This window comes from Actinomyces gaoshouyii (genome assembly GCF_002076915.1).
Taxonomy (GTDB): domain Bacteria; phylum Actinomycetota; class Actinomycetes; order Actinomycetales; family Actinomycetaceae; genus Actinomyces; species Actinomyces gaoshouyii.
Genome location: NZ_CP020468.1, coordinates 511373 through 534277, shown reverse-complemented (window position 1 = coordinate 534277; position 22905 = coordinate 511373). Strand labels below are relative to the sequence as shown.

Sequence of the window (22905 nt, the reverse complement as noted above, 5' to 3'; positions counted from 1 at the left end):
TGCGATACGGCCGATGGCGCGGCGCCCACCAGCCCAGCCGGGGAGCCGATCCGGGTCGGTGTGCTCACCTCGGGCGGCGACGCCCAGGGCATGAACGCCGCGGTGCGGGCCGCCGTGCGCACGCTGCTGCGCCTGGGCGCCCAGCCCTTCGCCGTCATGGAGGGGTGGGCCGGGGCCGTCGCCGGGGGCGAGGGAATCCGCCCCCTGGAATGGGACTCCGTGGGCGCGATCCTCCACCGGGGCGGGACGATCATCGGCACGGCCCGCTCCGCGGAGTTCCGCGAGCGCTCCGGGCAGCTCGACGCCGCCGCCAATCTCCTGGAGCACGGCATCAACCGGCTCATCGTGATCGGCGGGGACGGCTCCCTGACCGGCACCAACGAGTTCCGGAAGAACTGGCCGGGCCTGGTGGCCGAGCTCGTTGAGACCGGGCGCATCACCGCCCGGACGGCCCAGGCGCATCCGGCGCTCATGGTGGCGGGGATCGTCGGCTCGATCGACAACGACCTCGTCGGCGCGGACATGACGATCGGCACCGATTCGGCCCTGCACCGCATCCTGGAGGCCATCGACGACATCTCCTCCACCGCTGCCTCCCACCAGCGCACCTTCGTGGTGGAGGTCATGGGCCGCCACTGCGGCTACCTGGCGCTCATGGCGGCGGTGGCCGGCGGCTGCGACTACGTGCTCGTGCCCGAGATCCCGCCGGCCGAGGGCTGGGAGGAGGACATGTGCGCCAAGCTCGCCAAGGGCCGGCGGGCCGGGCGGCGCGAGTCCATGGTCATCATCGCCGAGGGGGCCACTGACCGCTCCGGCAATCGGATCACGGCCGACGACGTCAAGCGGGTCCTGTCCGAGCGCCTCGGCGAGGACGCCCGGGTGACGATCCTCGGGCACGTCCAGCGAGGCGGCAAGCCCAGCGCCTACGACCGCTGGATGTCCACCCTGCTGGGATGCCAGGCGGCGCGCGAAGTCCTTCAGGCCTGCCCGGAGACGGTACCGGTGATCGTCGTCGAGCGGCACAACCGCATCCGCTCGGTGCCGATGATGGAGCAGGTCGAGGCCACGCGCGCGGTCAAGGACCTGGTAGCGGCCGGGGACTGGGAGGGCGCCGTGGCCGCCCGGGGGCGCAGTTTCGGCGAGATGCTGCGGATCTTCGAGACCATGTCCACTCCCCCCGAGCCCACCGCCGCCGGGGCCGCCCCCAGCAGGAGGGTGGCCATCATCCATGCCGGCGGGCTCGCTCCGGGAATGAACACGGCGGCCCGCGCCGCAGTCCGCCTCGGCCTGGACCACGGCTTCACCATGCTGGGCGTGACGGGTGGTTTCCCGGGCCTTCTCGACGGCGAGGTGCGCGAGCTCAGCTGGGACGGCGTCGAGGGCTGGGTCGGCGACGGCGGGGCCGAGCTCGGCACGCGCCGGGAGGTCCCCGAGGTCGAGCAGCTCTACGCCCTGGGCCGGGCCATCGAGAAGCATGAGATCGACGCCCTGCTCGTCATCGGCGGCTACAACGCCTACCTGGCCGCGCACCGCCTGGTCACGGAGAAGGGCCGCTACCCCGCGTTCCAGATCCCCATCCTGTGCGTCCCGGCGTCGATCGACAACAACCTGCCCGGCTCCGAGCTGTCGATCGGCACGGACACGGCGCTCAACGCGACGATCAGCGCCCTGGACTCGATCAAGCAATCGGCGGCGGCCTCGCACCGCTGCTTCGTGGCGGAGGTGATGGGCCGCAAGTGCGGATACCTGTCCTTCATGAGCGGCCTGGCCACGGGCGCCGAGGGCGTCTACCTCCACGAGGGCGGCATCGGGCTGGCGCGCCTGGCGGAGGACTCCAGGCGGATGGTGGAGGCCTTCAAGAACGGTCGGAAGCTCCACCTGCTCATCCGCAATGAGCGGGCCAGCGAGTACTACACCACGGATGTGCTGGCCAAGATCTTCGCCGCCGAGGGCGTGGGCCTGTACGACGTGCGCGAGGCCGTCATCGGGCACCTCCAGCAGGGCGGTGACCCCACGGCCTTCGACCGCCTCATGGCCACCAAGCTCGTCGCGCATGCCCTGGACCTGCTCGCCGACCAGCTCGTGAAGGGCACGGATCACTCCAGTTACGTGGGCCTGACCGGTGGGCGCATCACCCACCACCGCCTGGAGCGCATGGAGGATGACCTGGACATGGCCAACCGCCGTCCCCGCCATCAGTGGTGGCTGGGGATGCGCCCGGCCCTGGACCTGGTCTCCTCGGACCTCGGCCCGCTGTCCATGGCCGATGTCCCCGACTTCGGCGAGGCCGTGGACGCCGCGGCCACCGCCGAGGACTGAGGGCCGGGCCGTTCCTCCGCGGTATCTGCGGGCCGAGCCCTCGCTTCGCGGGGCGGATCTCCTCAGCGACCGGTGCGGCGCAGGATGAGGGAGTCCCATGCCTCCAGGCGGTCGGGAGCTCCCCGGCCCAGGACGCCGGCCTGATCCGCGGGCAGGGAGGCGAAGAGCACGCGCTCGGCGTCGGCCCACTCGCCCAGGTCGAGGCCCTCCGCCGCGAGCCGCGCCCGCAGGGCGCCCCCCTCGGTCAGGTCCAGAGGTGTGCGCCCGTAGGCGGCCAGGAGGAGGAGCTGACGCGCGGCGCCGTCGACGCCCTTCCACGAGCGCAGAATGATCCAGGTGTCGGGGCTGGTGGCGTCGAGGAGCCGGAAGGTGCCCAGCGCCATCGCGGGCTCGGCGTGCCGCAGGGAGATGAGCGCCCGGTGGTGCTCGAAGACACTGCCGGGGACCCCTACCTGGCTGGCGGCGTTGACCTCGTCGGCATTGGGGGCGATGGGGATCCATGGCGTCCCCGTGGTGAATCCAGCGCCGGGGCGCGGCTCCCACTGCACGGGTGTGCGGGCGTTGTCGCGGGAGTTCGTGCGCAGGCTGTTGACGACGGCGCCGGGGTCGTCCCCCGCGGCGACGCGCTCCCGGTAGTGGTTGAGGGACTCCAGGTCGCGGAAGGAGGAGATGTCCGGGAAGACGGTGTTCGTCATGCCCAGCTCCTCGCCCTGGTAGATGTAGGGCGTGCCGCGGTGCATGTGCAGGATGGAGGCCAGGGTCTTGGCGCTCATCGCCCGAAGATGATGATGGTTGTCCCCGAAGCGGGAGACGGCGCGGGGCTGGTCGTGATTATCCCAATAGTTCGAGTTCCAACCGCGCTCCGTCAGCGAGCCATCCGGGTCGGCCTGCGGGGCGAGGGCGTCCTGCCAGGAGGCGAGGTTGGCCTTGAGCGCCACATGGTCCACGGGGACCGGGTCGAACTTCCCGCCGGGGCCGTCGGCGAGCCCCACGTGCTCGAACTGGAACACCATATCGAGCTCGCCCCGATCGGGGCCCGTGTACAGGGGCCCGTCGGACGGGCGCACCCCGGGGGTCTCCCCCACGGTGATGATGCGGCCGGGGCGCGGGGCGAGGACCTCGCGGTTCATCTCGGCGAGGAACTCGTGGATCCTCGGTCCGTTGGCGACGGCGTGGAATCCGTCCCCGAACAGGTCGCCCGGCCCCTGGGCCCCATCGGCCAGCGGGTAGGTCTTGGAGATGAGGTTGATGACGTCCATGCGGAAGCCGTCGACACCGCGGTCGAGCCACCAGGTCATCATGTCGTGGACGGCGCGGCGCACCTCGGGGTTCTCCCAGTTGAGGTCCGGCTGCTTGCGTGAGAACAGGTGCAGGTAGAACTCACCCGTCTCCTCATCCCACTCCCAGGCGGGCCCTGAGAAGAAGGATCCCCAGTTGGTGGGCTCGGTGCCGGGCCGGCCGGGATCCAGCCCCGGCACCTGGCGGGGCGGCCGCCAGATGTACCAGTCGCGCTTGGCTGAGCCGACTGCGCTGCGGGAGTCGACGAACCAGGGGTGCTCGTCGCTCGTGTGGTTGACAACGAGGTCCATGACGAGCCTCATCCCGCGGGAGTGCAGGCCGGCGATGAGCGCGTCGAGGTCGGCCAGCGCGCCGAAGGCCGGGTCGATGTCATAGTAGTCGGAGATGTCGTAGCCGTTGTCATCCTGCGGGGAGCGGTAGACGGGGCTGAGCCAGACGACGTCGACGCCCAGGGCGTCGAGGTAGTCCAGGCGCTCGGTGATTCCGGGGATGTCCCCGACGCCGTCGCCATTGGTGTCCTGGAAGGAGCGGGGGTAGATCTGGTAGACGACGGCGTGGCGCCACCAGTCGGCGTCCATGCCGACATGCCGTGGGGAGGTGACGATCGGGGGGAATCTCATGGAGGCGATTCTGCCGTGATCAGTGCCGAGGCGCAGCGTTTCGGGCAGTGGGCCGGCATGAGCGCCGCATCGCTCCCCGCTCGCCGTCGATCGCGGGGCTGCCTGTGCTCGGGGAATCTCAACGCGGAATTCATCGCCGAGGGGCGGACGATGGTCTTCCAGACATCCTTCGCGGCTCCGCCCTCGCCCGCCCAGGTGGGACCGGGCCGCCGTTCGCTAGGCTCGGACCCATGCCGGACACCCAGAGCACCGCGCCGACCGGCGCCCCCGACCGCGCCGGGACTTCCGAGCGCTTCCCCGAGGCCGCCCCCTTCCTCGCCGGGGACGACCGCTCCAACCGCGAGCGCATGATCGCCGGGGACTGGTATGTGGCCGATGATCCGGAGAACTCCCGCATCTCCGCGGCCGCGCGCCGCGCCCTCCACCTCTACGAGGAGGCCTTCAACCTCGGCGAGCCGGGGGCCGAGGAGCACCTGCGCGCGGCGATCCCGCATCTGGGCCCCGGCTGCACGCTGCGGCCGCCGGTGCGCGTGGACTACGGCGACCGGATCACGGTCGGCGAGGGAACCTTCGCGAACTACGGGCTCGTGGCCCTCGACGTCGCCGAGATCCGCATCGGCGCGCATTGCCAGATCGGTCCGGGCGTCCAGTTGCTCACCCCGGTCCACCCCCTGGAGCCGACGGCCCGCAGGGCGGGCCTGGAGTCGGCCGACCCGATCAGCATCGGGGACAACGTGTGGCTGGGCGGCGGCGTCATCGTCTGCCCGGGCGTGACGATCGGCGAGGGCTGCGTGGTGGGGGCGGGAGCCGTCGTCACCCGGGACCTGCCGCCCTACTCTCTGGCGGTGGGCAATCCCGCGCGCGTCATCCGCTCCCTCGACGACTCCACCTTCGCGCCGCGCCACTGAGGTCCCCCGCTGCGCCGCGGGCGGCGCCGTCGAGAGCCGCCGGGCCGGGCACGAGTGATGGGCCCGGGTAGCCGTCCGGCCCGCCTCCGCCAGCGGGCGGGCGGGCCGGACGTCGTCTTGGCCGGGATCACTCGCTCACTGCTTGAGGCCGCCCGCGGCCAGGCCGGCGACGATCCGGCGCTGGAAGAGCAGCACCATGATGATCAGCGGGATCGTCATGATGACGCCGGCGGCCATCTGGGAGCCGAAGGGCGTGTTGAACTGCGAGTCACCGGTGAACTTGGACAGCAGCACCGTGGCGGGCTGCATGGTCGGCCTGTTGATCATCGTGACGGCCACGAGGAACTCGTTCCACGCGCCGATGAAGATGATGATCGCGGTGGTGAAGATGCCCGGGGTCGCGATCGGCAGGATGACCTTGCGGAAGGCCTGTCCAGGGGTGCAGCCGTCCACCATGGCGGACTGCTCGAGCTCCTGGGGCATCTGGCGGAAGAAGCTCGTCAGGTTCCACACCGCCAGGGGCAGTGAGAAGGAGAGGTCGGGGACGATCATCGCCTGGTAGGTGTTGATCCAGCCCCAGTCGGTGAAGTTCTTCAGCAGCGGCACCATGATCGCCACGAGGGGGAACATGGAGGTCGCCAGCACGACGATGAGGAGCATTCCCTTGCCCCGGAAGTCCAGGCGGGCCAGGGCGTAGGAGGCGAACGTGGCCACGGCCAGTGCGACGATCGTGACGACGACGGACACGATGAGCGAGTTGAGCAAACCCTGCCCGAAGTAGTTCCCCGAGGAGAAGACCGATTTGTAGTTCTCCAGGGAGGGGTGGGCGGGCCACCAGGAGTTGTCGAAGATCTCGGTGTCCGGGCGCAGGGAGGAGACGAGCATCCAGTAGAAGGGCGCCAGGCAGTAGATGACGATGAGGATGATGCCGAAGGTCGAGGCGATCTCCCCCCAGGAGTGCTTCTTGCTCGGCCGCTCGATCGCGGGCGTCGGTGATGCTGAGGCGCTCATGAGTCACTCCTGTCGACCGAGGCGGATGCGGCGCGCTTGGGCAGGAAGGCCGAAGCTGGGAGCCTTCCATCGCTCCTCTTCCTCCTGCGTCTCTTCTCCGGTCCCGTACCCAGGTCGGCGTGGGTGATCTTGGTGAAGGCAAGGGCGAAGGCGAAGACGTAGAGGAAGAGGATGAGCGCGTAGACCGCGCCCGAGCCGTAACGCAGGTTGGAGGCCTCGTCCTGGACGAGCATTGAGATGGTCTCCACGCTCTCCTTGCGCGGCCCGATGAGGATGTAGGGCAGGTCGAACATCCTCAGGGCATCCAGCGCGCGGAAGAGGATGGCCACGGCCAGGGCGGGCTTGACCAGCGGCAGTGTGATGCGGGTGAAGCGCTGCCAGGTGGTGGCGCCGTCGATCTTGGCGGCCTCGTAGACCTCGTCGGGGATGACCTGGAGGCCGGCGAGCGTGAGCAGTCCGATGTAGGGGGCGGTCTTCCACACGTCGGTGATGATGATGGCCATCTTCGCCGTCAGGTCGCCGGACGCCCACATGATGTGATGGCCGAGGATGGCGTTGGCGACGCCGTTCTGGTTGAAGATCCAGGCCCACAGGATGGAGGACACGGCGGTCGGGATGGCCCAGGGCACGAGGATCGAGGCGCGCACGATGCCGCGCCCCCTCATGGCCCTGTGCATGATGATCGCCATGGCCACGCCCAGGAGGGTCTCCAGGACGACGGTGACGACTCCGAACAGGGTGGTGTTGTAGACCGCATTCCAGAACCGGTCCCCGGAGCCGGTGAAGATCCTGGTGTAGTTCTCGAACCCGACGAAGCGCTCGGCCTCATCGAAGAAACCCGTCGACTTGTTCAGCTCGGGCGGGGCGAAGAAGGACTGGTACAGGGATTGGATGACGGGGATGACGATGACAACGCCCAGGATGAGGATCGTCGGGGTGATGAGGAGCCAGGCGAGGCGCGATTGCGCCCGGCTCGCCTGGGAGCGGTGCTTGAGCGCCGCCTGCATATCCGTGCTCATAGGCTCTTCTCGTTTCCTTCTGAGGACTTTGTACGACTAGTGGATCGCCGCCGGGCGCTCAGGACAGGCTCTTGAGCGTCGCCTCCAGACCGGAGATCGCGGCCTGCGCGGTGGTCGCGCCCGTGATCGCCGGGTAGAAGGCGTCTTGGATCGCGGCGGTGACATCGCCGTAGTAGACGGCCTTGGGGCGGCTCCTGGCGGAGTCGAGGGACTCCCTGAGCGTCGGCAGGAAGGGGAAGGTCTCCAGCTGCGCGGGGTCCTCGTAGAGGGAGCCGACGATGGGCGCCAGCGTCTGGGTCTCCAGCGCGTAGCGCTCGGAGTCCAGGGAGGTGAACCACTGGATGAATCTCAGCGCGGTGGCCTTGTTCTTCGAGTAGGCGGAGATCGCGCAGTTGTGGCCGCCGAGGGTGGGCACGAACTTCTTGCCGTCGATCATCGGCAGGGGCGCGACGGCGAACTTGTCCTCGCCCAGGGACTCCATGTCGTTCTTGTACTGGTAGGCCCACTGCCGGTAGAAGAGGAGCTCGCCGGACTCGAAGGCGTTGCGACCGTCCTCCTCCTTCCACTCCAGGGACTCCTTGGGGATGTAGCGGTCGGTGAAGGCGTCCATGAGGTTCTGGAGCCCGGCGACGGCCTCGGGGGAGTTGATCGTGACCTGCCCCTGGTCGTCGTAGAAGGAGCCCCCGGCGGTGTTGATGAACTCCGATGAGCAGCAGGTCAAGCCCTCGTACTTGGCGTACTGGCCGCCGAAGCCCCCGATGGACGAGCGCCCGGGCAGCGCGCGCACGGCGTCGATCGCCTTCTTGATCCCCTCCCAGTCCTTGGGCGGCTCCTTGATCCCGGCCTCGGCGAGGAAGTCCTTGCGGTAGTACATCATCGAGGAGTCGGTGGCGAAGGGCATCGCGAAGAGCCTGTCCCGGTAGATTCCGGTGTCCCACACCGACTCGATGACATCGGGACTGGCGAGCTGCTCCTGAGGCAGCTCAATGATCCAGCGGTGGGCGGCGAACTCGGCGATCCACACGAGGTCCACGGAGATGACGTCGTAGGCGTCGGACTTCGTCTGGGCGTTGTTGATCATGGACTGGCGCTGCTGGTCCGCCTCGGAGGAGAGCTCGATGAGCGTAACCTCCTCGCCCGGGTTCTCGGCGTTCCACTGATCGATCCGCTTCTTGACCATCCCACCGGAGTTGTCCTTGCCCTGGACCCAGGTGATCGGCCCGGTCCCGGTGATCTCAGTGCTGGCACCTGCTCCTCCGCTGCAGGCCGCGACGGCGGCGCCGGCCGCCGCCAGGGCGGAACCCTGGATGAATCGGCGGCGGGGTAGCGAGCTCGTCATATGAGCCTCCTCCTTGAACCTCATCGGTGGCGGGCTGCGAGCGCCCGCGCATCGGCCACAGACATCGACGACTATGACCCAGGCAACAGTAGATCGGTCGGCAAGCGACTTCCGCCACCTTGCAAGCGACCTGTCTGTGATCTTCAACTCAACAGACATCCGATGTTCATGCTGATGGCGGCCCCTCTCACGTGGGATGACGGCAGTTCCGACCCTCGCTCGCGGTAGCCTCGCCGTGATGCGCGCTCGGCGGCGCGCCCACTCGATCCAAGGAGGACCCATGGCCCACGACCATTCTGGCGGCAAGGCGATCATCGCGGCGCTGGCCGCCAACGTCGGCATCGCCGTCACCAAGGCCGTCGCCTGGCTGCTCACCGGCTCATCGTCGATGCTCGCCGAGTCGGTCCACTCCCTGGCGGACTCCGGCAATCAGGCGATCCTCCTCCTCGGCGGCAGGCGGGCCAAGCGGCAGGCCGATGAGCAGCACCAGTTCGGCTACGGGCGCTCCCGCTACCTCGCGGCGTTCATCGTCTCGATCGTCCTGTTCACCCTGGGCGGCCTGTTTGCCCTGTACGAAGCCTGGGAGAAGTTCAGTCATCCGCACGCTATCGACTCCTGGCTCTGGGTGCCGGTGGCCGTCCTCGTGGTGTCGATCGGCCTGGAGAGCTTCAGCCTGCGCACCGCGCTGCACGAGGCGCACGCCGCCCGCGGGAGGCGCAGCCTGCTCGGCTACATCCGCGATTCCCGCTCCCCGGAGGTCCCCCTGGTCCTCCTGGAGGACATCGGCGCGCTGGTCGGCCTCGTCCTCGCCCTGGGGGGCGTGTCGATGACGCTGCTGACCGGTGACGGGCGGTGGGATGCGATCGGATCGGCATCCATCGGCCTGCTGCTCGTCGTCATCGCCCTGTTCCTGGCTCTCGAGATGTCCTCCCTGCTGCTGGGGGAGTCGGCGGCGCCCGAGCACCGCGACGCCATCCTCGCGGCGATCCCTGGCGGGGCCCTGGACTCCGTGGTCTACCTGCGCACCATCCACACGGGGCCTGAGACCCTCCTCGTGGCGGCCAAGGTGGCCGTGCCCACCGAGGCGACGGGCATGGAGATCGCAGAGTCGATCGACGCCGCCGAGGCACGGGTGCGCGAGGCACTACCGGGTCTGAGCGCCACGATCTTCCTCGAGCCCGACATCCGCCGCGCCTGAGCCGCGCGCCCCGGGCCGCGATGGGAAGGGCCGCCCCTCGGCGGCTCGCTGCTCCGACTCGGCGCGAACCGGGCGGCCCCGGCGGTGAGCCATGAGCAGAGGCGGGATGGGGATCCGATCAGGCCTTGGCCAGGGGCGCCAGGCGCAGCATGAGGCGCTTGACGGCGCGGGCGCCGTCAATGGTGAACTCGACGCGGGCGATCTTCGAGCGGCCCTTGCCCTCCAGGGCGACCACGGTGCCGACGCCGTAGGAGTCGTGGCGCACGCTGTCTCCCACGCGCAGGCCCTGGACGGCCGCGGGCAGTTCCTCCTCCCCACCACTGCCCGAGGACCTCCCGCTGCCATCCAGGCGGACCGGAGCGGATCCCTTCTTCGCGGCGGCGCGCTTGGCGGCCCGGTCCTTGGCGGTCTCCACGCGCCCGATCTTGCCGGTACGCGCGGGACGGGCACCGATCGGGGGCGCGAAATCGTCGTCGTCGGAGTGCCAGGAGCCTCGAGAGCGGGAGCCCCTGCGGCCGCTCCCCTCATCCCCCCAACTGCTCCCCCAGCCGGTGCCGCCCCCGCGCAGGGCTTCCATGGAGGATGCCAGGCGCTTCCAGTCCATGGTCTCGGGCGGGATGTCGTCGAGGAAGCGGGAGGCGGGCATGGCGGTGGCCTGCCCCCAGGCGGAGCGCACGGCGGCGCGGGTGGCGTAGAGCCGCTCACGCGCGCGGGTGAGGGCAACGTAGGCCAGGCGCCGCTCCTCGGCGAGCTCGGAGTCCTCGGCCAGGGCCCGGGAGTGCGGGAAGGTGCCGTCCTCCATGCCGGTGACGAAGACGACCGGGAACTCCAGGCCCTTGGCGGTGTGGACGGTCATGAGGGTGATCTGGCCGGCCTCGGCGGCCTCATGGGCCTGCGCCGCCTCCTCCTCGCCGACGGCGCCCCCGGCGGAGGGGAGCTGGTCGGAATCGGCGACGAGGCTGACGCGCTCCAGGAAGTCGGCGAGGCTCCCCTCGGGATTCGCGGCCTGGAAATCGGCGGCCACGGAGTGGAGCTCGGCGAGGTTCTCCACGCGGGTGGCGTCCTGGGGATCGTCGGAGGCGCGCAGCTCGGCGAGGTATCCGGAGGCGTCGAGGGCGGAGTCGAGGACATCGGCGACGCCATCGCCCGAGGCCTGCTGATGGCGCAGGCCCTCGAGGAGCTCGTGGAAGCGGGTGACCTGGGCTCGGGCGCGGGTGGCCAGGCCCTCGACCTCCGGGGCTCCCTGCGCCTCGGTCTCGCTCTGGCCCGGGCGGGGCGCTCCGGCCGCGTCGGCGATGGCGTCGGAGAAGGACACGTGATGGCGGGCGCCGTGCTCGGCGAGAGCTGCCTCGGCCTTCTCCCCCAGCCCGCGCTTGGGGACGTTGAGGATGCGGCGCAGGGAGACGTCGTCGTCCGGGTTGTCCACGGCGCGCAGGTAGGCGATGGCGTCCTTGATCTCGCGTCGCTCGTAGAAGCGAGTGCCGCCGATGACCTTGTAGGGCTGGCCGGCACGGATGAAGACCTCCTCCAGGGCGCGGGACTGGGCGTTGGTGCGGTAGAAGACCGCGATGTCCCGGGGCCTCACCCCGTGCTCGTCGGCGAGGCGGTCGATCTCGGAGGAGATCCAGCGGGCCTCGTCGTGCTCGGAGTCGGCCACGTAGCCGGTGATGGGGGCGCCGGGGCCGGAGTCGGTGAAGAGATTCTTGGGGCGGCGCCCGGTGTTGCGCGAGATGACGGCGTTGGCGGCGTCGAGGATGTTCTGGGTGGAGCGGTAGTTCTGCTCCAGCAGGATGGTGCGGGCGGACGGGTAGTCCTGCTCGAACTCCTCGATGTTGCGGATGGTGGCGCCGCGGAAGGCGTAGATGGACTGGTCGGAGTCCCCCACGACGGTCAGCTCGGCCGGCGGGAGCGCCGAGCCCTCCCCGGAGGTGCCGGGGCCGCCGACGAGCTCGCGCACGAGGACGTACTGGGCGTGATTGGTGTCCTGGTACTCGTCGACGAGGATGTGGCGGAAACGGCGCCGGTACATCTCCGCCACCGCGGGCTTGGCCTGGAGCAGCTGGACCGTGCGCATGATGAGGTCGTCGAAGTCCAGGGCGTTGGCGGCGGCCAGGCGCGAGGTGTAGGCGGTGTAGACCTCGGCGAGGTAGCGCTCGAAGGGATTGGTGGTCACCGCCTTCTCCGCGTACTCCGCGGGGGTGACGAGCTCGTTCTTGAGGTCGGAGATGCGGTGGGCGAAGGCCTTGGGGGTGAAGCGCTTGGGGTCGATGCCCAGCTCGCGCACGATGAGGGTGACCAGCCGCGTGGAGTCGGCGGCGTCGTAGATGGAGAAGGTGGAGCGCAGGCCGGCGGCCTCGTGCTCGCGGCGCAGGATGCGCACGCAGGCGGAGTGGAAGGTGGAGACCCACATGCGCCCTCCGGCGGGTCCGACGAGCGCGGTGACCCGCTCGCGCATCTCAGCCGCGGCCTTGTTGGTGAAGGTGATCGCGAGGATCTCGCCGGGGCGGGCCCGGCCGGTGGCCAGCAGGTGGGCGATGCGGTGGGTCAGGACGCGGGTCTTGCCGCTCCCGGCGCCGGCAATGATGAGCAGAGGGGCGCCGGCGTGGGTAACAGCGGCCGCCTGGGCGGGGTTGAGGCCCGCGATGAGCCCGTCCGGGCTTCCGACGGCGAGGGGGGAGTCCCAGGCCCGGGCGCCCCGGGCGCGGGAAGCGGAGGTGAGCCCGCCCTCAGCGGCCGCGCGGGCGTCCTCGGCGCCCGCCTGGGCGCGGGCGACGAGGTCGGCGATCTCGGCCTGGCGATCCTCCCAGGTGGGGGCGACGGCGTCGGCATCCTCCGGAGGGATGGCCTCCTCGGGGTCCGGCGCGGCGTCGTCAGGGGGTTCGACGCCGACCCAGGAGGCATCGTCATCCCAGCCGTCCCAGCCCGAGGCGCTGGGGGTGAGGGAGGGCAGGGCGGCCTCGACCGGGGGGCGGGGACCCCGCCCGGGACCCGCCGTGGCGCCGGGCATGGACAGGCCGGAGAAGAGGGTGTTCGTCGCGTTGCTCATCGTGGGCACAAGCCTAGGCCAGGGCACTGGCATGAATCGGGCGCGCCCGCCGCGATCGGCCTCTCAGGGCCACGGCGGTGCTCGGCGCTCCGTCGTCGACGGCGGCGAGGCTGCGGGGGTGGGGCCGTGATGGCCCCGCCCCCAACGAGAGCCGACTGATCAGGGATGAGCGGCGATGGTCAACCGGGTCGCCGCGCTCAGGCGCGGCGGGAGGCGGCCCGCAGGACGATGCCGGCTGTCACGAGCCCGATGGCGAGGATGCCGAGGATCGTGGAAGCGCCCGTCCTGGCCAGGGAACCGGACTGGGAAGCGGCGGAGCCGGCCGGGACACCGGCGCTGGCGGTGGGGCTCAGGGCCGAGGCGACGGCTGTGGCGGACGTGGCCGCTTGAGTGGCAGTGGCCGCGGGGGTCGCGCTGGGGACGGTGGAGGCGCTCGGCGTCGCCGAGGCGGAGGGCTCCGCGGACGGGGCAGCGATGCTCGGAGCGGCCATGAGGCCGAGGGAGAGGATGGCGGCGGCACCACCGGCGGCAAGACGGGAAGGCTTGCTCATTCTGGGATCCTTCGATTCAGGGAATATAGGGTAGCAGCATCCTACGGCCGTCCGAGCCCCGCCGGCCCGCTCGTGCGCCCGCGGCCATCATTGATGCCAAGACGTCACCTGCGGCGCGCGCTGACTCGCCGCGACGGGCCCGGGTCACAGGTGCTCGCGCGCCCGGGTTCCCAGGGACTCGAGGACCTCGAGGAGCTCCTTGACCAAGGCTTCATCGGCCGCTTGAGCGGCGGCCGAGGCGGGCTACGCCGATCAGGCCCATATGCGTCGGGAATTCGCGCCCCTGGTGGGCGTGAGCCCGACCCGGATCGCGTCTCAGCACGCTCAGAACGCGACGCACCCATCCAGTTCTGCATGATTCCATCGTTTTCCAGAATCGACGTCGGCTGCGAGAAGCAAAGCCTTGAAATCATGCGATTGCCCGTCTCCACGCGAGATGCTGAGCATGCCGATTGTCAGTGCCACGGGCAGAACGCTACATAGGCGGGTCGGAGCTCATCTTGGATGGAACGGCCCGGCGCGGGCGACCGCATCCCGCTCTAGGATTCAACCGGATTGACTCATATCATGACCATTCAGATCGCTGTCCGACTGCCTGATGACGTCGTCTCATTCCTCGACGAGGCTGTCGCCCGGGGTGAGGCACCGAGTCGAGCCGCCGTGGTCATCCAGGCGCTCGAGCGCGAGCGCCGAGAGCGAGCCGCGGCCGAGGACGCGCGCATCCTCACGGAGATCGGCCCACAGGACGACCTGGACAACCTCGTCGAGTGCACCGCCAGGACCACTCATGTCGAGGACTGAGCCTTTCTCACCATCGATAAGGAACCGGCACTCGCCCAGGCTCTCATCCTCGCCTTCGATCTCGACATCTCCCTCCCAGGACGCATCTGACCTGACAGCAACCCGACGCACCCGCACCCGTGCGAGGCTTGCCCCCATGAGCAGCCGGTCCGACGCCGTCGTCCGCAAGCCCGACTCCTTCGCCGGGGCCACCCGCCTGGAGGCGCAGTGTCTTGACTGGCCGGCCGAGGCCATGCCCGACGGCGGTGCGCACGTCGTGCCGGTCAGGGTCGGCGACGGCTGGATCGAGGAGCCCCGTCTGAGCACTGGGCGGGTGACACCCGGCGCGGCCAGGGCTTTCGGGCGGGCACTGGCGGTCACGCACGCCGCCGGTGCGCCTGCCTTCGGGGCGGCCCCTCCCGGTTGAGACAGGAGCACCCGCATGGGGCGCTCCGACATCCGCCTGCGCCCGCACGCCCCCGAGGCACCGCGGGACGAGCCCCGCCCCTGGGGCGTGTTCTACGCCGAGGACCGCATCGCGCCCTACATCGGCCCGGGGCGGGATGCGGGTTCGCTCCCCACAACGAGGCCGGGCTCATTGAGCGGGTTTATGCGCGCCTGGCCGAAGGCGACTTCGATGCCCCGCAGCCCGAGCTCACCCGCCGCCGGGCCGAGCAGCGCGGGCAGCGGATCGCCGTCGCCCGCACCCACGGGGACCTGTGGACCGGCAACGTCCTGTGGGCGCCAGCCGTCCAGGTGGCCTCCTGGGCGCCCGCCTCAGCGGGTCGCGGACCGTGCGGTGAGGTCGGTGAGCGCCCGGGCGCTGGCGCGCAACGGGGGCTCGACGTCGTCGGCGTGCTCATCGACCCGATGGCGCACGGTGCCCACGCCGAGACGGACCTGGCGGCGCTGGGGGTCTTCAGCCAGCCGCACCTGGACCAGATCTACGCCGGTTACGACGAGGTCTCCGCCCTGGCCGACGGCTGGCGGGAGAGGGTGGGGCTGCACCAGCTGCACATGCTCATGATCCACGTCTTCCTCTTCGGCGGCGACTACGGGCCCCAGGCGGCCGCACTCGCACGCCGCTACGCCTGACGTCCAGGGCTGAGTGCCGGCGCCATTGCTCAGCGCCGGCGCTCAGCGTCGGGCGAGGTCGTCCTGGACGCGCTGCGGCTCCTGGGCCAGCGGCACGTTGTTGGTGTCGAGCACGCCGTCGAGGCCGCCGGCCTCGTCCGCGCGCGTCGCGGCGAACAGGGCCTCGAAGTCGGTGACGGGGGCTCCGGCCCTGCTGAAGACCTCCACGGTGCGACGGGCGCCGGAGGGATTGAGCGCTCCCTCCAGGAGCACCTGGGCGATGTGGCGCCGGTCGACTCCGGGCTGCCCGGTGACCAGGTCGCCCTGCCGCAGGTCGATCTGGTGGTCGGCGGGACCCTGGTAGTCGAACCAGCCGGGGCGCACGATTGTGTAGGGGTGGCCGGAGGCGCGCACGAGCCGCTCGGCGCGGCGCTTCCACTCCACGAACTCGTAGTTGCTGGCGCTGGCGCCGGCGGAGTGGCTTGTGTTCATCGCCGTCATGAGGCTGATGTGGGTGTCGCAGTCCCCGAGCGCCTCCAGCAGCGCCGGGATGACGGCGTAGAAGTTGTTCTCGCCGTCACTGTCGCCGCCGTGGGTGAGGATGACGGCGTCCACGTCCGCGACGAGCGGACGCAGCGCGTCGGCGTCGGCGGGCGCCGCCTCGACGATCTCGGCGCCGTCAGGCAGGGATCGGCGCGCCCGCTGGGCGTTGCGGGTCTGGGCCTTGACGGTGTGGCCGCGTTGGAGGGCCTCGTCGACGACGACGCGTCCGACTTTTCCGGTTGATCCGATCACCAGGACAGTGGTCATGTGGCAGCTCCGTTCAGAAGGGTTCGGCTGGGTAGCGACGGCGGTACTGATCGATCACGCGGGTCAGCCGTCGTCCGCTGCGCAAGAAGTCTGCCCGGTGGCCGCGGAATCAGCCAGGGCCCACCGGTACCCCGATGCCAGGGCCGGTCTGCTTCGGCGCGGCGACTTGGGCGAGGACGTGGAACTGACGTGCACTCCTGGTCGCCTGCTGGCACAGGACTGAGGGACCTTGCCCCACGTCCAGGAGGCGAGCAGTAGGATCCAGCCGTGGGATACACGATAGGTGAGATGCGGCGCCTTCCCCATGGAGCCGTTGAGCTCCACGATGCGCGTCGCGGCACCCGCCGCACTGTCACTCTGGAGTCCTTCGCCATCTCCTGCTCCGCGCTTGTTTCAGACGGGGTTGACCGGCCAGTCAGCAGCGTGACCTGGCTGGAAGCCATTCGACTGTGCAACCGATTGTCCGCTGCCCATGGTCTGCAACCCACATACGCCATTAACGATCAACAGGTGCACTGGAGTGTGCGGGCGAACGGGTTCAGGCTGCCGACCGAGGCCGAGTGGGAGTATGCATGCCGCGCGGGAACGACCGGCGCTCATTACGGAGACCTGCGGAAGATCGCGTGGACCTCGCTCGATAACGTCGACGAGCCGCAACCCGTGAGGCAGAAGCAACCCAACGCCTTCGGCATGTACGACATGCTCGGCAATGTGTGGGAGTGGTGCTGGGACTATCTTGACCCCGGCCGCTATGGCGACTACATGGTTTTCCGCGGCGGAAGCTGGGCGGACCCTCCGTGGAGCGTCAGGGCTTCAGCGCGCCGGGGCAGTGCACCCGACGCCGTCGTCGACGGCACGGGGCTGAGGCTCGCGCAAGGCCCTGTCGGCACGAGTGGTGTGGATGAAGCGCAGGGATGGTCAGCGGACCAGGATCGTGCCAGGGCCTCCATCGGCGGTCCGTTACCCGCGGGTTGGACGCCGCTGCGCGCGCTGGCGGCCAGATGATTGACAGGACCAACGGCGGGAGGTGGATCTGACGATGTTCCGCCTGCCGGACATGGCACTCTCAAGGTCAACGAGGATGTCGATGGCCGACTGTTGACCGGCATCGCCCCGCGCGACCGAGTCGAACAGCCGCGGGGTCGGAGGCACCGAAGGGACGGTTCAAGCCCGTGAGGCTCGCTCGGTGACGGCCCGTAGGTAGCGGTCGCGACCGGCGAGGTCCTGGCCGGTGACCGCCTCGGTGAAGCCGGCACCGAGGGCGGCCGCCCGCAGCGCGGCCCCCTGCCCGGCGTCGTGCTCCATGACGAGCACGCCCGCGGGCCGCAGCAGCGCCACGGCCCGGCGCACGAGCGCGGTGGGCAGCGCAAGGCCGTCCCCTCCCCCACCGAAGAGCGCGCGGTGGGGGTCGTGGTCCGCGGTCTCGGCATCCTCGAGCGCGCCGTCGGGCACGTACGGCGGGTTGGAGACGACGACGTCGACCTGCCCGTCGAGCTCGGCGAGCGTGGTGGGGGCGGCGGCGTCAGCCTGGACGAGTCGTACCCGCCCGGGTGCGTGGCGCTCGCAGTTGTCGCGTGCCAGGTCCACGGCGTCGTCGGCCACCTCGACAGCGACGACGCGCGAGCGCGGCACCTCGGCGGCGACGGCGAGCGCGATGGCCCCGCTGCCGGTGCACAGGTCCACGACGAGGGGCGCGGCGACGCCGTCGGCGCTCATGTGCCGAGCCGCCTCGATGGCGGCGCCGGCCACGACCTCGGTCTCGGGACGGACGATAAACACGCCCGGTCGGCACTCCAGCTCCAGCCCCCGGAACCACATGACGCCCGTGAGGTGCTGGAGCGGCACGCGCTCTGCCCGCTGCCCGATGAGGCTCAGGTAGTGCGCAACCTGCTCGCCGTCGGCCCCCTCGCACATGACCAGTGAGGTCCCCACCACGTGCTCGGCCAGGAGGCGGGCGTCATGCTCCGGCGAGCTCACCCCCGCCTCCTCCAGCCTGCGGCCCGCCTCACGGACCAGGCGGCGCAGCGCGAAGCGGTCCAACGGCTCCTGGGGGGATTCGCCCCACAGGCGTGAAGGAGCCTGCGACCAGTTGAGGGGGGCCCCCGCCCCCGAGCCGCCCCCCGAGCTGCCTTTCACTCCCGGTCCCCGACGACTGCCAGGCGCTCGGCCTCGTCCATGGCGATCGCCGAGGCGATGACAGGCCCCAGGTCGCCGTCGAGGACGGCGTCGAGGTTGTAGGCCTTGTAGCCGGTACGGTGGTCGGCGATGCGGTTCTCGGGGAAGTTGTAGGTGCGGATGCGCTCGGAGCGGTCCACGGTGCGCACCTGGGAGCGGCGGGCCTCAGCGGCCTCGGCGGCCGCCGCGGCGGCGCGCTCGGCGAGCAGTCGCGAGCGCAGGACCCGCAGCGCCGCCTCCTTGTTCTGCAACTGGGACTTCTCGTTCTGCATGGACACGACGATGCCGGTGGGCAGGTGGGTCAGGCGCACGGCGGAGTCGGTGGTGTTGACGGACTGACCGCCGGGGCCGGAGGAGCGGAAGACGTCGATGCGCAGATCGGCGGGGTCGATCTCGAGCTCACCGGGGTCATCGGACTCGGGCATGACGAGCACACCGGCAGCGGAGGTATGGATGCGGCCCTGACTCTCAGTGACGGGGACGCGCTGGACGCGGTGGACGCCGCCCTCGTACTTCAGGCGGGCCCATACCCCGTCGGCTGGCTCGACGGCGCCGCGCGCCTTGACAGCCAGGCGCACGTCCTTGTAGCCGCCGAGCTCGGAGTCGGTGGCGTCCATGATGGTGACGCTCCACCCCATGCGCTCGGCGTAGCGGGTGTACATGCGGGCGAGGTCGGCGGCGAAGAGAGCGGATTCCTCCCCGCCCTCACCGGCCTTGACCTCGATGATGACGTCGCGGGCGTCATCGGGGTCGCGGGGAACGAGGACCTGGCGCAGGCGGTCGGCGGCCTCGGCCTCGGCAGCCTCCAGCGCGGGCAGCTCATCGGCGATCTCGGTGGCGAAGTCGGGGTCTGCGGCGGCGAGCTCGACGGCATCGTCCAGGTCAGCCCGCGCGCCCGCCCAGGCGCGGTGCGCTGCGACGATCCGCCCGAGCTCGGCGTAGCGCCGCCCGAGGCGCCGCATGACGGCGGGATCGGCCGCGGCCGGCCCGGCCATCTCCGCCTCCAACTGGGCGTACTCGGCGAGCAGCGGCTCGACGGCGCTGAAGTCCTCGCTCATAGTGGTCCTCTCGTGGGGCTCGCGCTGACGGGCCGGCCTGGTGGCGGTTGCTGGAATGCGGCAGCGCCGGCGCCGGGCTCTCGGGGAGCCGGGCGCCGGCGCCGGTCAGGATGCTTACTTCTTGCGCTTGCCGTAGCGGGCCTCGAAGCGGGCGACGCGGCCGCCGGTGTCGAGGATCTTCTGCTTGCCCGTGTAGAACGGGTGGCAGGCGGAGCACACATCGACGCGGATCTCACCGGAGGTGACGGTGGAGCGGGTCTCGAAGGTGTTGCCGCAGGTGCAGGTGACCGTGGTGTCCACGTAATCGGGGTGGATGCCCTGCTTCATAGGAATCTCCTTCAGCGATCAGAGGGTCCCGGGTCCCCCGCGGGCGCGGAGGTGAACCGGAGGCCGTGAGCGATTATGCCGCCGCGAGCCCCGGCGGCACAACGCGGCGGCCAGTGACGCCGGGCACCCGGAGCCGACGGTTCTGCAACGCTCCTCTCGGGCGGTTGACCATGCTCGTCCATGGCCGGGTCCCCGGTGCGCCGGGCGGGCGATCCGGCAGCTGATCGCGTTCAGGGCGGCGCTCATCCGCATCCGCGTCGCCCGCCGCCTTTGACGCCGCTTCGTGGTGAGCGCGCGGTAGACGGCCAAGCGATCCTCGGGAAGGCCCCATCGCCCCCTAACCACATCTCCACTATCACCACAACGCCATTGGGACTTTTCCTTGGAACCGCTCGACAGAGTCTCGCTTCTCGACCTCCCTCCGCACCCCTTGATGAATCCGCAGGTCGGTCGTATAATATAAGGTGTGAGCAGAGGCGCTTCATCTCGGGAGGGATCATGTCTTGCCGGCCGCTCGCAACAGCAATGGGAGTGAGCGTCGCAACGGTAGGTAGCTTTATCGAGGGGAGCTGGGCCGCTGCGGCTTCCAGTTATTACGGCCATGGAAATCGCATCAAGATTCACTATTGGCTGTACCCGACTGAAGTCGAATACGGGAGGAACGGATGCTACTGAGGTGGTTCCTGCGATCTCGATTCCCGTTCACGCTGGGCGTTTGCATCGCGTTCCTCATGAACCTGAGTGAGCTGGCCAAGCTCGGGACCGCGGGGGTCGTCAACATCATCATCAGAGTGGCGGGCGTCATCGTGATCCTCGGTGGCGAGATCGCCCTACGGCGCCACCTCGCCGCCGAGGGGGTGAGGCTCCCACCCTCCTTCGCGCTACGGGATGATCCCCGGACACCGGCACCCCCCTCGCAGCGCGTTGAGAAGCGGTGAGGCAAGGCCCACGGGACGGTTCGTATCCGAGCTCCCTCCGCGATGCCCGAGCGCGGCGCCCGCATGGCGCGTGCGCGGATGGGCCGGCAGCCTCCATGTCGAGGCTGCCGGCCCATCCGCGCACGCCATCGCCGGGGGGACTCGTCAGTGCGTCACTCGTCGTCGGCGTCCGCCAGGGAGGTGCCCGACGGCGTCGTCTTGGAGATGACCATGAGGAACTCGGCGTTGGACTGGGTGTCCTTGAGCTTGGAGAGCACGAGCTCGAGGGCCTGCTGCTGCTCCAGGCCCGCGAAGAGGCGGCGCAGGCGCCACATGATCTTCAGCTGGGCCGGGTCGATGAGCAGCTCCTCGCGGCGCGTGCCCGAGGCGGCCACATCCACGGCCGGGAAGATGCGCTTATCGGCGAGCTGGCGGGAGAGCTTGAGCTCCATGTTTCCGGTGCCCTTGAACTCCTCGAAGATGACCTCGTCCATCTTCGAGCCGGTCTCCACCAGGGCAGTGGCCAGGATCGTCAGGCTCCCGCCGTTCTCAACATTGCGCGCGGCGCCGAAGAAGCGCTTGGGCGGGTAGAGCGCCGCGGCGTCCACACCACCGGACAGGATGCGCCCGGAGACGGGGGCGGCGAGGTTGTAGGCGCGGCCCAGGCGGGTGATGGAGTCCAGGAGCACGACGACGTCCTGCCCGAGCTCCACAAGGCGCTTGGCGCGCTCGATGGCCAGCTCGGCGACGATCGTGTGATCCGAGGCGGGGCGGTCGAAGGTGGAGGCGATGACCTCGCCCTTGACCGTGCGCTGCATGTCGGTGACCTCCTCGGGGCGCTCATCGACGAGCACGACCATGAGGTGGGCCTCCGGGTTGTTCACCGCGATGGCGTTGGCGATCTGCTGGAGGACGATCGTCTTACCGGCCTTGGGCGGGGAGACAATGAGCCCGCGCTGGCCCTTCCCGATCGGGGAGACGAGATCGATCACGCGCGGTGTGACGGCCTTCGGCGTGGTCTCCAGGCGCAGTTGCTCCTGCGGGTAGAGGGGGGTCAGCTTGGCGAACTCCGGGCGGCGCTTGGATCGCTCGGAGTCCATGCCGTTGATCGTCTCCACGGAGACCAGGGGGTTGTACTTGACGCGACCCGCACGGTTCTGCCGCCGATTCTGGCGCCCGCCGTGACCACCCGCGAACTGAGCCGACTCGCCGCCCTCGCGGACCCAGCCCGAGACGGCGTCGCCCGGGCGCAGGCCGTGCTCCTTGACCTGGGCGGCTGAGACGTAGACATCCTTCGGGCCGGGCAGGTAGCCGGAGGTGCGCAGGTAGGCGTGGTTGGGGTCGGAGGCGTCGAGGATGCCGGCCACGGGGAGCAGGACCTCGTCCTCGCGGGGGGCGCGCTGCCTGCCCTGCTGCTGGTTGCGGTTGTCCCCCTCGTCGTCGTAGCGGTCGCGGCCGCGCTTGCGGCCCCGACGACGGCGCCCGGGGCGGCCCTCGTCCTCCCCATCGCGGCCCTCGCGCTCAGGGCGATCGTCGCGGCGGCCGCGCTCAGCGGGCTCGACGGCAGCAGTGCCGGTGACGTCGGCCAGGTCCCGCATGAGGGCGGCCTTGGCGTCGAGGTGGTCCTCGGGGGAATCGGGGGCGTCGGCGGGGCGGTAGTCGCGCTCGGCGCGGCGGCGGCGGCGCACGCCCTCCTCGGACCGGTCAGAACGGTCGGTGCGCTCGCGACGAGGACGGAACCCACTGTCGGAGCCCTGAGCGGGGGCATCCTCACCGTGCTCCGATCGGGCGGGGAGGTCGAGCTCGAGGGATGCGGGGACATCGCTCGGGGCACCGGCGGCGGCTGTGGCGCGACGACGGCGCGGGCGGGAGGCGCCCTGCGCGGGGGCCTCAGTGGGCGCGGGAGTCTGGGCGGGGGCACCGGCGGGCTCGGGAGCAGGGGCCGCACCGTCCTTGGCGCCGGGCGCGGTCGATCCTCGCGACGTTGAGGGATCGCCGTCGCGGATCGCAGCGATGAGCTCGCTCTTGCGCATACGGGAGGTGCCCTTGAGGCCCATGGAGGAGGCGAGCCGCTGCAGCTCGGCCAAGCGCATGGCAGTCAGGGCGGGGGCGCTGGAAGTTTCAGTCACGAGTGTCCTCATGGTGTGGCGCGCGCGATGACTGCGCGCGGATGGGGAAAAACCCGGATTCATTCACGGGAGAGGTGCTGCACTGCGCGGCGCCAGGGTGCTCCCTCGGTCCGGTGGTTCAGTGCTCGCGGCGGGCTGGCTGCGTCGCCACGGGGAGGCGCTACTGCTCGGCCGCTGCATGCAGCATAGCAGGGATCCACGACCTTCCCCAGTGCGACCGCCGACACACGGCGGGCCGGGACCGACTGCCCCGCACCGCCCCGGTACCCCATGGGGATGGGGAGGCGCGGCCTCCACGAGGCGCTCGGCGACTTCGCGGGGGTCG

Annotated in this window: 20 protein-coding genes; 8 read left to right on the top strand and 12 right to left on the bottom strand. The window is 70.4% G+C overall.

Annotated elements, in window-relative coordinates; translation table 11 throughout:
* Window positions 1-90 precede the first annotated feature (90 nt).
* The gene (locus B6G06_RS02160; RefSeq protein ID WP_229657957.1) at window positions 91-2319 is read left to right on the top strand and encodes a 6-phosphofructokinase; all 2229 of its coding nucleotides are present in this window, start codon (window positions 91-93) and stop codon (window positions 2317-2319) included.
* A 62-nt stretch (window positions 2320-2381) separates the two neighbouring features.
* On the opposite strand, the gene B6G06_RS02155 is transcribed toward B6G06_RS02160, so the two are convergent.
* Window positions 2382-4238: an alpha-glucosidase gene (locus B6G06_RS02155; protein ID WP_081170744.1), complete on the bottom strand. Its 1857-nt coding sequence runs from the start codon at window positions 4236-4238 to the stop codon at window positions 2382-2384.
* Between the two features lie 230 nt (window positions 4239-4468).
* Between B6G06_RS02155 and B6G06_RS02150 the strand changes: the two genes are divergently transcribed.
* A complete protein-coding gene (locus B6G06_RS02150) occupies window positions 4469-5146 on the top strand; it encodes a sugar O-acetyltransferase (protein WP_081170742.1) in 678 nt (225 codons plus the stop codon).
* A gap of 135 nt (window positions 5147-5281) precedes the next feature.
* Here the strand turns inward: B6G06_RS02150 and B6G06_RS02145 are convergent, their stop codons facing one another.
* The 3 genes from B6G06_RS02145 to B6G06_RS02135 are packed head-to-tail and all read right to left on the bottom strand — an operon-like array spanning window position 5282 to window position 8515.
* Complete coding sequence (locus B6G06_RS02145; protein WP_081170740.1) at window positions 5282-6157, bottom strand: carbohydrate ABC transporter permease; 876 nt, start codon at window positions 6155-6157, stop codon at window positions 5282-5284.
* Entirely contained in the window at window positions 6154-7176 is a 1023-nt protein-coding gene (locus tag B6G06_RS02140; RefSeq protein ID WP_081170738.1) for a carbohydrate ABC transporter permease, read from the bottom strand. The genes B6G06_RS02145 and B6G06_RS02140 overlap by 4 nt, the downstream gene beginning before the upstream one ends.
* A 58-nt stretch (window positions 7177-7234) precedes the next feature.
* Window positions 7235-8515, bottom strand: coding sequence for an ABC transporter substrate-binding protein (locus tag B6G06_RS02135; protein WP_081170736.1), 1281 nt, complete (start codon window positions 8513-8515; stop codon window positions 7235-7237).
* Window positions 8516-8795: 280 nt separating this feature from the next.
* Here B6G06_RS02135 and B6G06_RS02130 point away from each other — a divergent pair, with 280 nt between their 5' ends.
* Entirely contained in the window at window positions 8796-9713 is a 918-nt protein-coding gene (locus B6G06_RS02130) for a cation diffusion facilitator family transporter (RefSeq protein ID WP_080462494.1), read from the top strand.
* A 118-nt stretch (window positions 9714-9831) separates the two neighbouring features.
* On the opposite strand, the gene B6G06_RS02125 is transcribed toward B6G06_RS02130, so the two are convergent.
* From B6G06_RS02125 to B6G06_RS10180, 3 genes are all read right to left on the bottom strand, one after another.
* Window positions 9832-12759, bottom strand: a complete 2928-nt coding sequence (locus B6G06_RS02125; protein ID WP_240494081.1) for a UvrD-helicase domain-containing protein — start codon at window positions 12757-12759, stop codon at window positions 9832-9834.
* 197 nt (window positions 12760-12956) lie between these two features.
* Complete coding sequence (locus B6G06_RS10185) at window positions 12957-13310, bottom strand: hypothetical protein (RefSeq protein WP_080462495.1); 354 nt, start codon at window positions 13308-13310, stop codon at window positions 12957-12959.
* Window positions 13311-13634: 324 nt separating this feature from the next.
* Window positions 13635-13775: a hypothetical protein gene (locus tag B6G06_RS10180; RefSeq protein WP_164505180.1), complete on the bottom strand. Its 141-nt coding sequence runs from the start codon at window positions 13773-13775 to the stop codon at window positions 13635-13637.
* 102 nt (window positions 13776-13877) lie between these two features.
* On the opposite strand from B6G06_RS10180, the gene B6G06_RS02115 reads away from it, so the two are divergent.
* From B6G06_RS02115 to B6G06_RS10310, 3 genes are all read left to right on the top strand, one after another.
* Window positions 13878-14111 (top strand): YlcI/YnfO family protein, encoded by a 234-nt coding sequence (locus tag B6G06_RS02115; RefSeq protein ID WP_080462496.1) that lies wholly within the window; start codon window positions 13878-13880, stop codon window positions 14109-14111.
* 136 nt (window positions 14112-14247) lie between these two features.
* A complete protein-coding gene (locus B6G06_RS10670; protein WP_125898869.1) occupies window positions 14248-14517 on the top strand; it encodes a hypothetical protein in 270 nt (89 codons plus the stop codon).
* A complete protein-coding gene (locus B6G06_RS10310; RefSeq protein ID WP_308421836.1) occupies window positions 14514-15185 on the top strand; it encodes a fructosamine kinase family protein in 672 nt (223 codons plus the stop codon). The genes B6G06_RS10670 and B6G06_RS10310 overlap by 4 nt, the downstream gene beginning before the upstream one ends.
* 42 nt (window positions 15186-15227) lie before the next feature.
* Here B6G06_RS10310 and B6G06_RS02105 read toward each other — a convergent pair whose 3' ends face one another.
* Complete coding sequence (locus B6G06_RS02105; RefSeq protein ID WP_080462497.1) at window positions 15228-15974, bottom strand: NAD(P)H-binding protein; 747 nt, start codon at window positions 15972-15974, stop codon at window positions 15228-15230.
* Window positions 15975-16241: 267 nt separating this feature from the next.
* Between B6G06_RS02105 and B6G06_RS02100 the strand changes: the two genes are divergently transcribed.
* Window positions 16242-16979 carry a formylglycine-generating enzyme family protein gene (locus tag B6G06_RS02100; RefSeq protein ID WP_229657946.1) on the top strand — a complete coding sequence of 246 codons (738 nt, stop codon included), beginning with the start codon at window positions 16242-16244 and terminating at the stop codon, window positions 16977-16979.
* A 159-nt stretch (window positions 16980-17138) separates the two neighbouring features.
* Here the strand turns inward: B6G06_RS02100 and prmC are convergent, their stop codons facing one another.
* The 3 genes from prmC to rpmE form a co-directional block, all read right to left on the bottom strand.
* On the bottom strand, window positions 17139-18014 hold the full coding sequence (prmC, locus tag B6G06_RS02095) for a peptide chain release factor N(5)-glutamine methyltransferase (protein ID WP_081170734.1): 876 nt from the start codon (window positions 18012-18014) through the stop codon (window positions 17139-17141).
* A 92-nt stretch (window positions 18015-18106) separates the two neighbouring features.
* Window positions 18107-19207: a peptide chain release factor 1 gene (gene prfA / locus B6G06_RS02090; RefSeq protein WP_081170732.1), complete on the bottom strand. Its 1101-nt coding sequence runs from the start codon at window positions 19205-19207 to the stop codon at window positions 18107-18109.
* Window positions 19208-19321: 114 nt separating this feature from the next.
* Window positions 19322-19534 carry a 50S ribosomal protein L31 gene (gene rpmE / locus B6G06_RS02085; protein WP_080462500.1) on the bottom strand — a complete coding sequence of 71 codons (213 nt, stop codon included), beginning with the start codon at window positions 19532-19534 and terminating at the stop codon, window positions 19322-19324.
* Between the two features lie 731 nt (window positions 19535-20265).
* Between rpmE and B6G06_RS02080 the strand changes: the two genes are divergently transcribed.
* The gene (locus B6G06_RS02080; RefSeq protein ID WP_125898868.1) at window positions 20266-20472 is read left to right on the top strand and encodes a hypothetical protein; all 207 of its coding nucleotides are present in this window, start codon (window positions 20266-20268) and stop codon (window positions 20470-20472) included.
* A 152-nt stretch (window positions 20473-20624) separates the two neighbouring features.
* Here the strand turns inward: B6G06_RS02080 and rho are convergent, their stop codons facing one another.
* A complete protein-coding gene (gene rho / locus B6G06_RS02075) occupies window positions 20625-22580 on the bottom strand; it encodes a transcription termination factor Rho (protein ID WP_080462502.1) in 1956 nt (651 codons plus the stop codon).
* Window positions 22581-22905 lie beyond the last annotated feature (325 nt).

What these genes read in the sequence shown, in the direction of transcription:
- B6G06_RS02115 (WP_080462496.1), top strand. Translation starts at nt 13,878, where the DNA reads ATGACCATTCAGATCGCTGTCCGACTGCCTGATGACGTCGTCTCATTC.
- B6G06_RS02145 (WP_081170740.1), bottom strand. Translation starts at nt 6,157, where the DNA reads ATGAGCGCCTCAGCATCACCGACGCCCGCGATCGAGCGGCCGAGCAAG.
- B6G06_RS02160 (WP_229657957.1), top strand. Translation starts at nt 91, where the DNA reads ATGAACGCCGCGGTGCGGGCCGCCGTGCGCACGCTGCTGCGCCTGGGC.
- B6G06_RS02155 (WP_081170744.1), bottom strand. Translation starts at nt 4,238, where the DNA reads ATGAGATTCCCCCCGATCGTCACCTCCCCACGGCATGTCGGCATGGAC.
- B6G06_RS02105 (WP_080462497.1), bottom strand. Translation starts at nt 15,974, where the DNA reads ATGACCACTGTCCTGGTGATCGGATCAACCGGAAAAGTCGGACGCGTC.
- B6G06_RS02125 (WP_240494081.1), bottom strand. Translation starts at nt 12,759, where the DNA reads ATGAGCAACGCGACGAACACCCTCTTCTCCGGCCTGTCCATGCCCGGC.
- B6G06_RS10670 (WP_125898869.1), top strand. Translation starts at nt 14,248, where the DNA reads ATGAGCAGCCGGTCCGACGCCGTCGTCCGCAAGCCCGACTCCTTCGCC.
- B6G06_RS02135 (WP_081170736.1), bottom strand. Translation starts at nt 8,515, where the DNA reads ATGACGAGCTCGCTACCCCGCCGCCGATTCATCCAGGGTTCCGCCCTG.
- B6G06_RS10185 (WP_080462495.1), bottom strand. Translation starts at nt 13,310, where the DNA reads ATGAGCAAGCCTTCCCGTCTTGCCGCCGGTGGTGCCGCCGCCATCCTC.
- B6G06_RS02080 (WP_125898868.1), top strand. Translation starts at nt 20,266, where the DNA reads ATGAACCTGAGTGAGCTGGCCAAGCTCGGGACCGCGGGGGTCGTCAAC.
- rpmE (WP_080462500.1), bottom strand. Translation starts at nt 19,534, where the DNA reads ATGAAGCAGGGCATCCACCCCGATTACGTGGACACCACGGTCACCTGC.
- B6G06_RS02150 (WP_081170742.1), top strand. Translation starts at nt 4,469, where the DNA reads ATGCCGGACACCCAGAGCACCGCGCCGACCGGCGCCCCCGACCGCGCC.
- B6G06_RS02130 (WP_080462494.1), top strand. Translation starts at nt 8,796, where the DNA reads ATGGCCCACGACCATTCTGGCGGCAAGGCGATCATCGCGGCGCTGGCC.
- prfA (WP_081170732.1), bottom strand. Translation starts at nt 19,207, where the DNA reads ATGAGCGAGGACTTCAGCGCCGTCGAGCCGCTGCTCGCCGAGTACGCC.
- B6G06_RS02140 (WP_081170738.1), bottom strand. Translation starts at nt 7,176, where the DNA reads ATGAGCACGGATATGCAGGCGGCGCTCAAGCACCGCTCCCAGGCGAGC.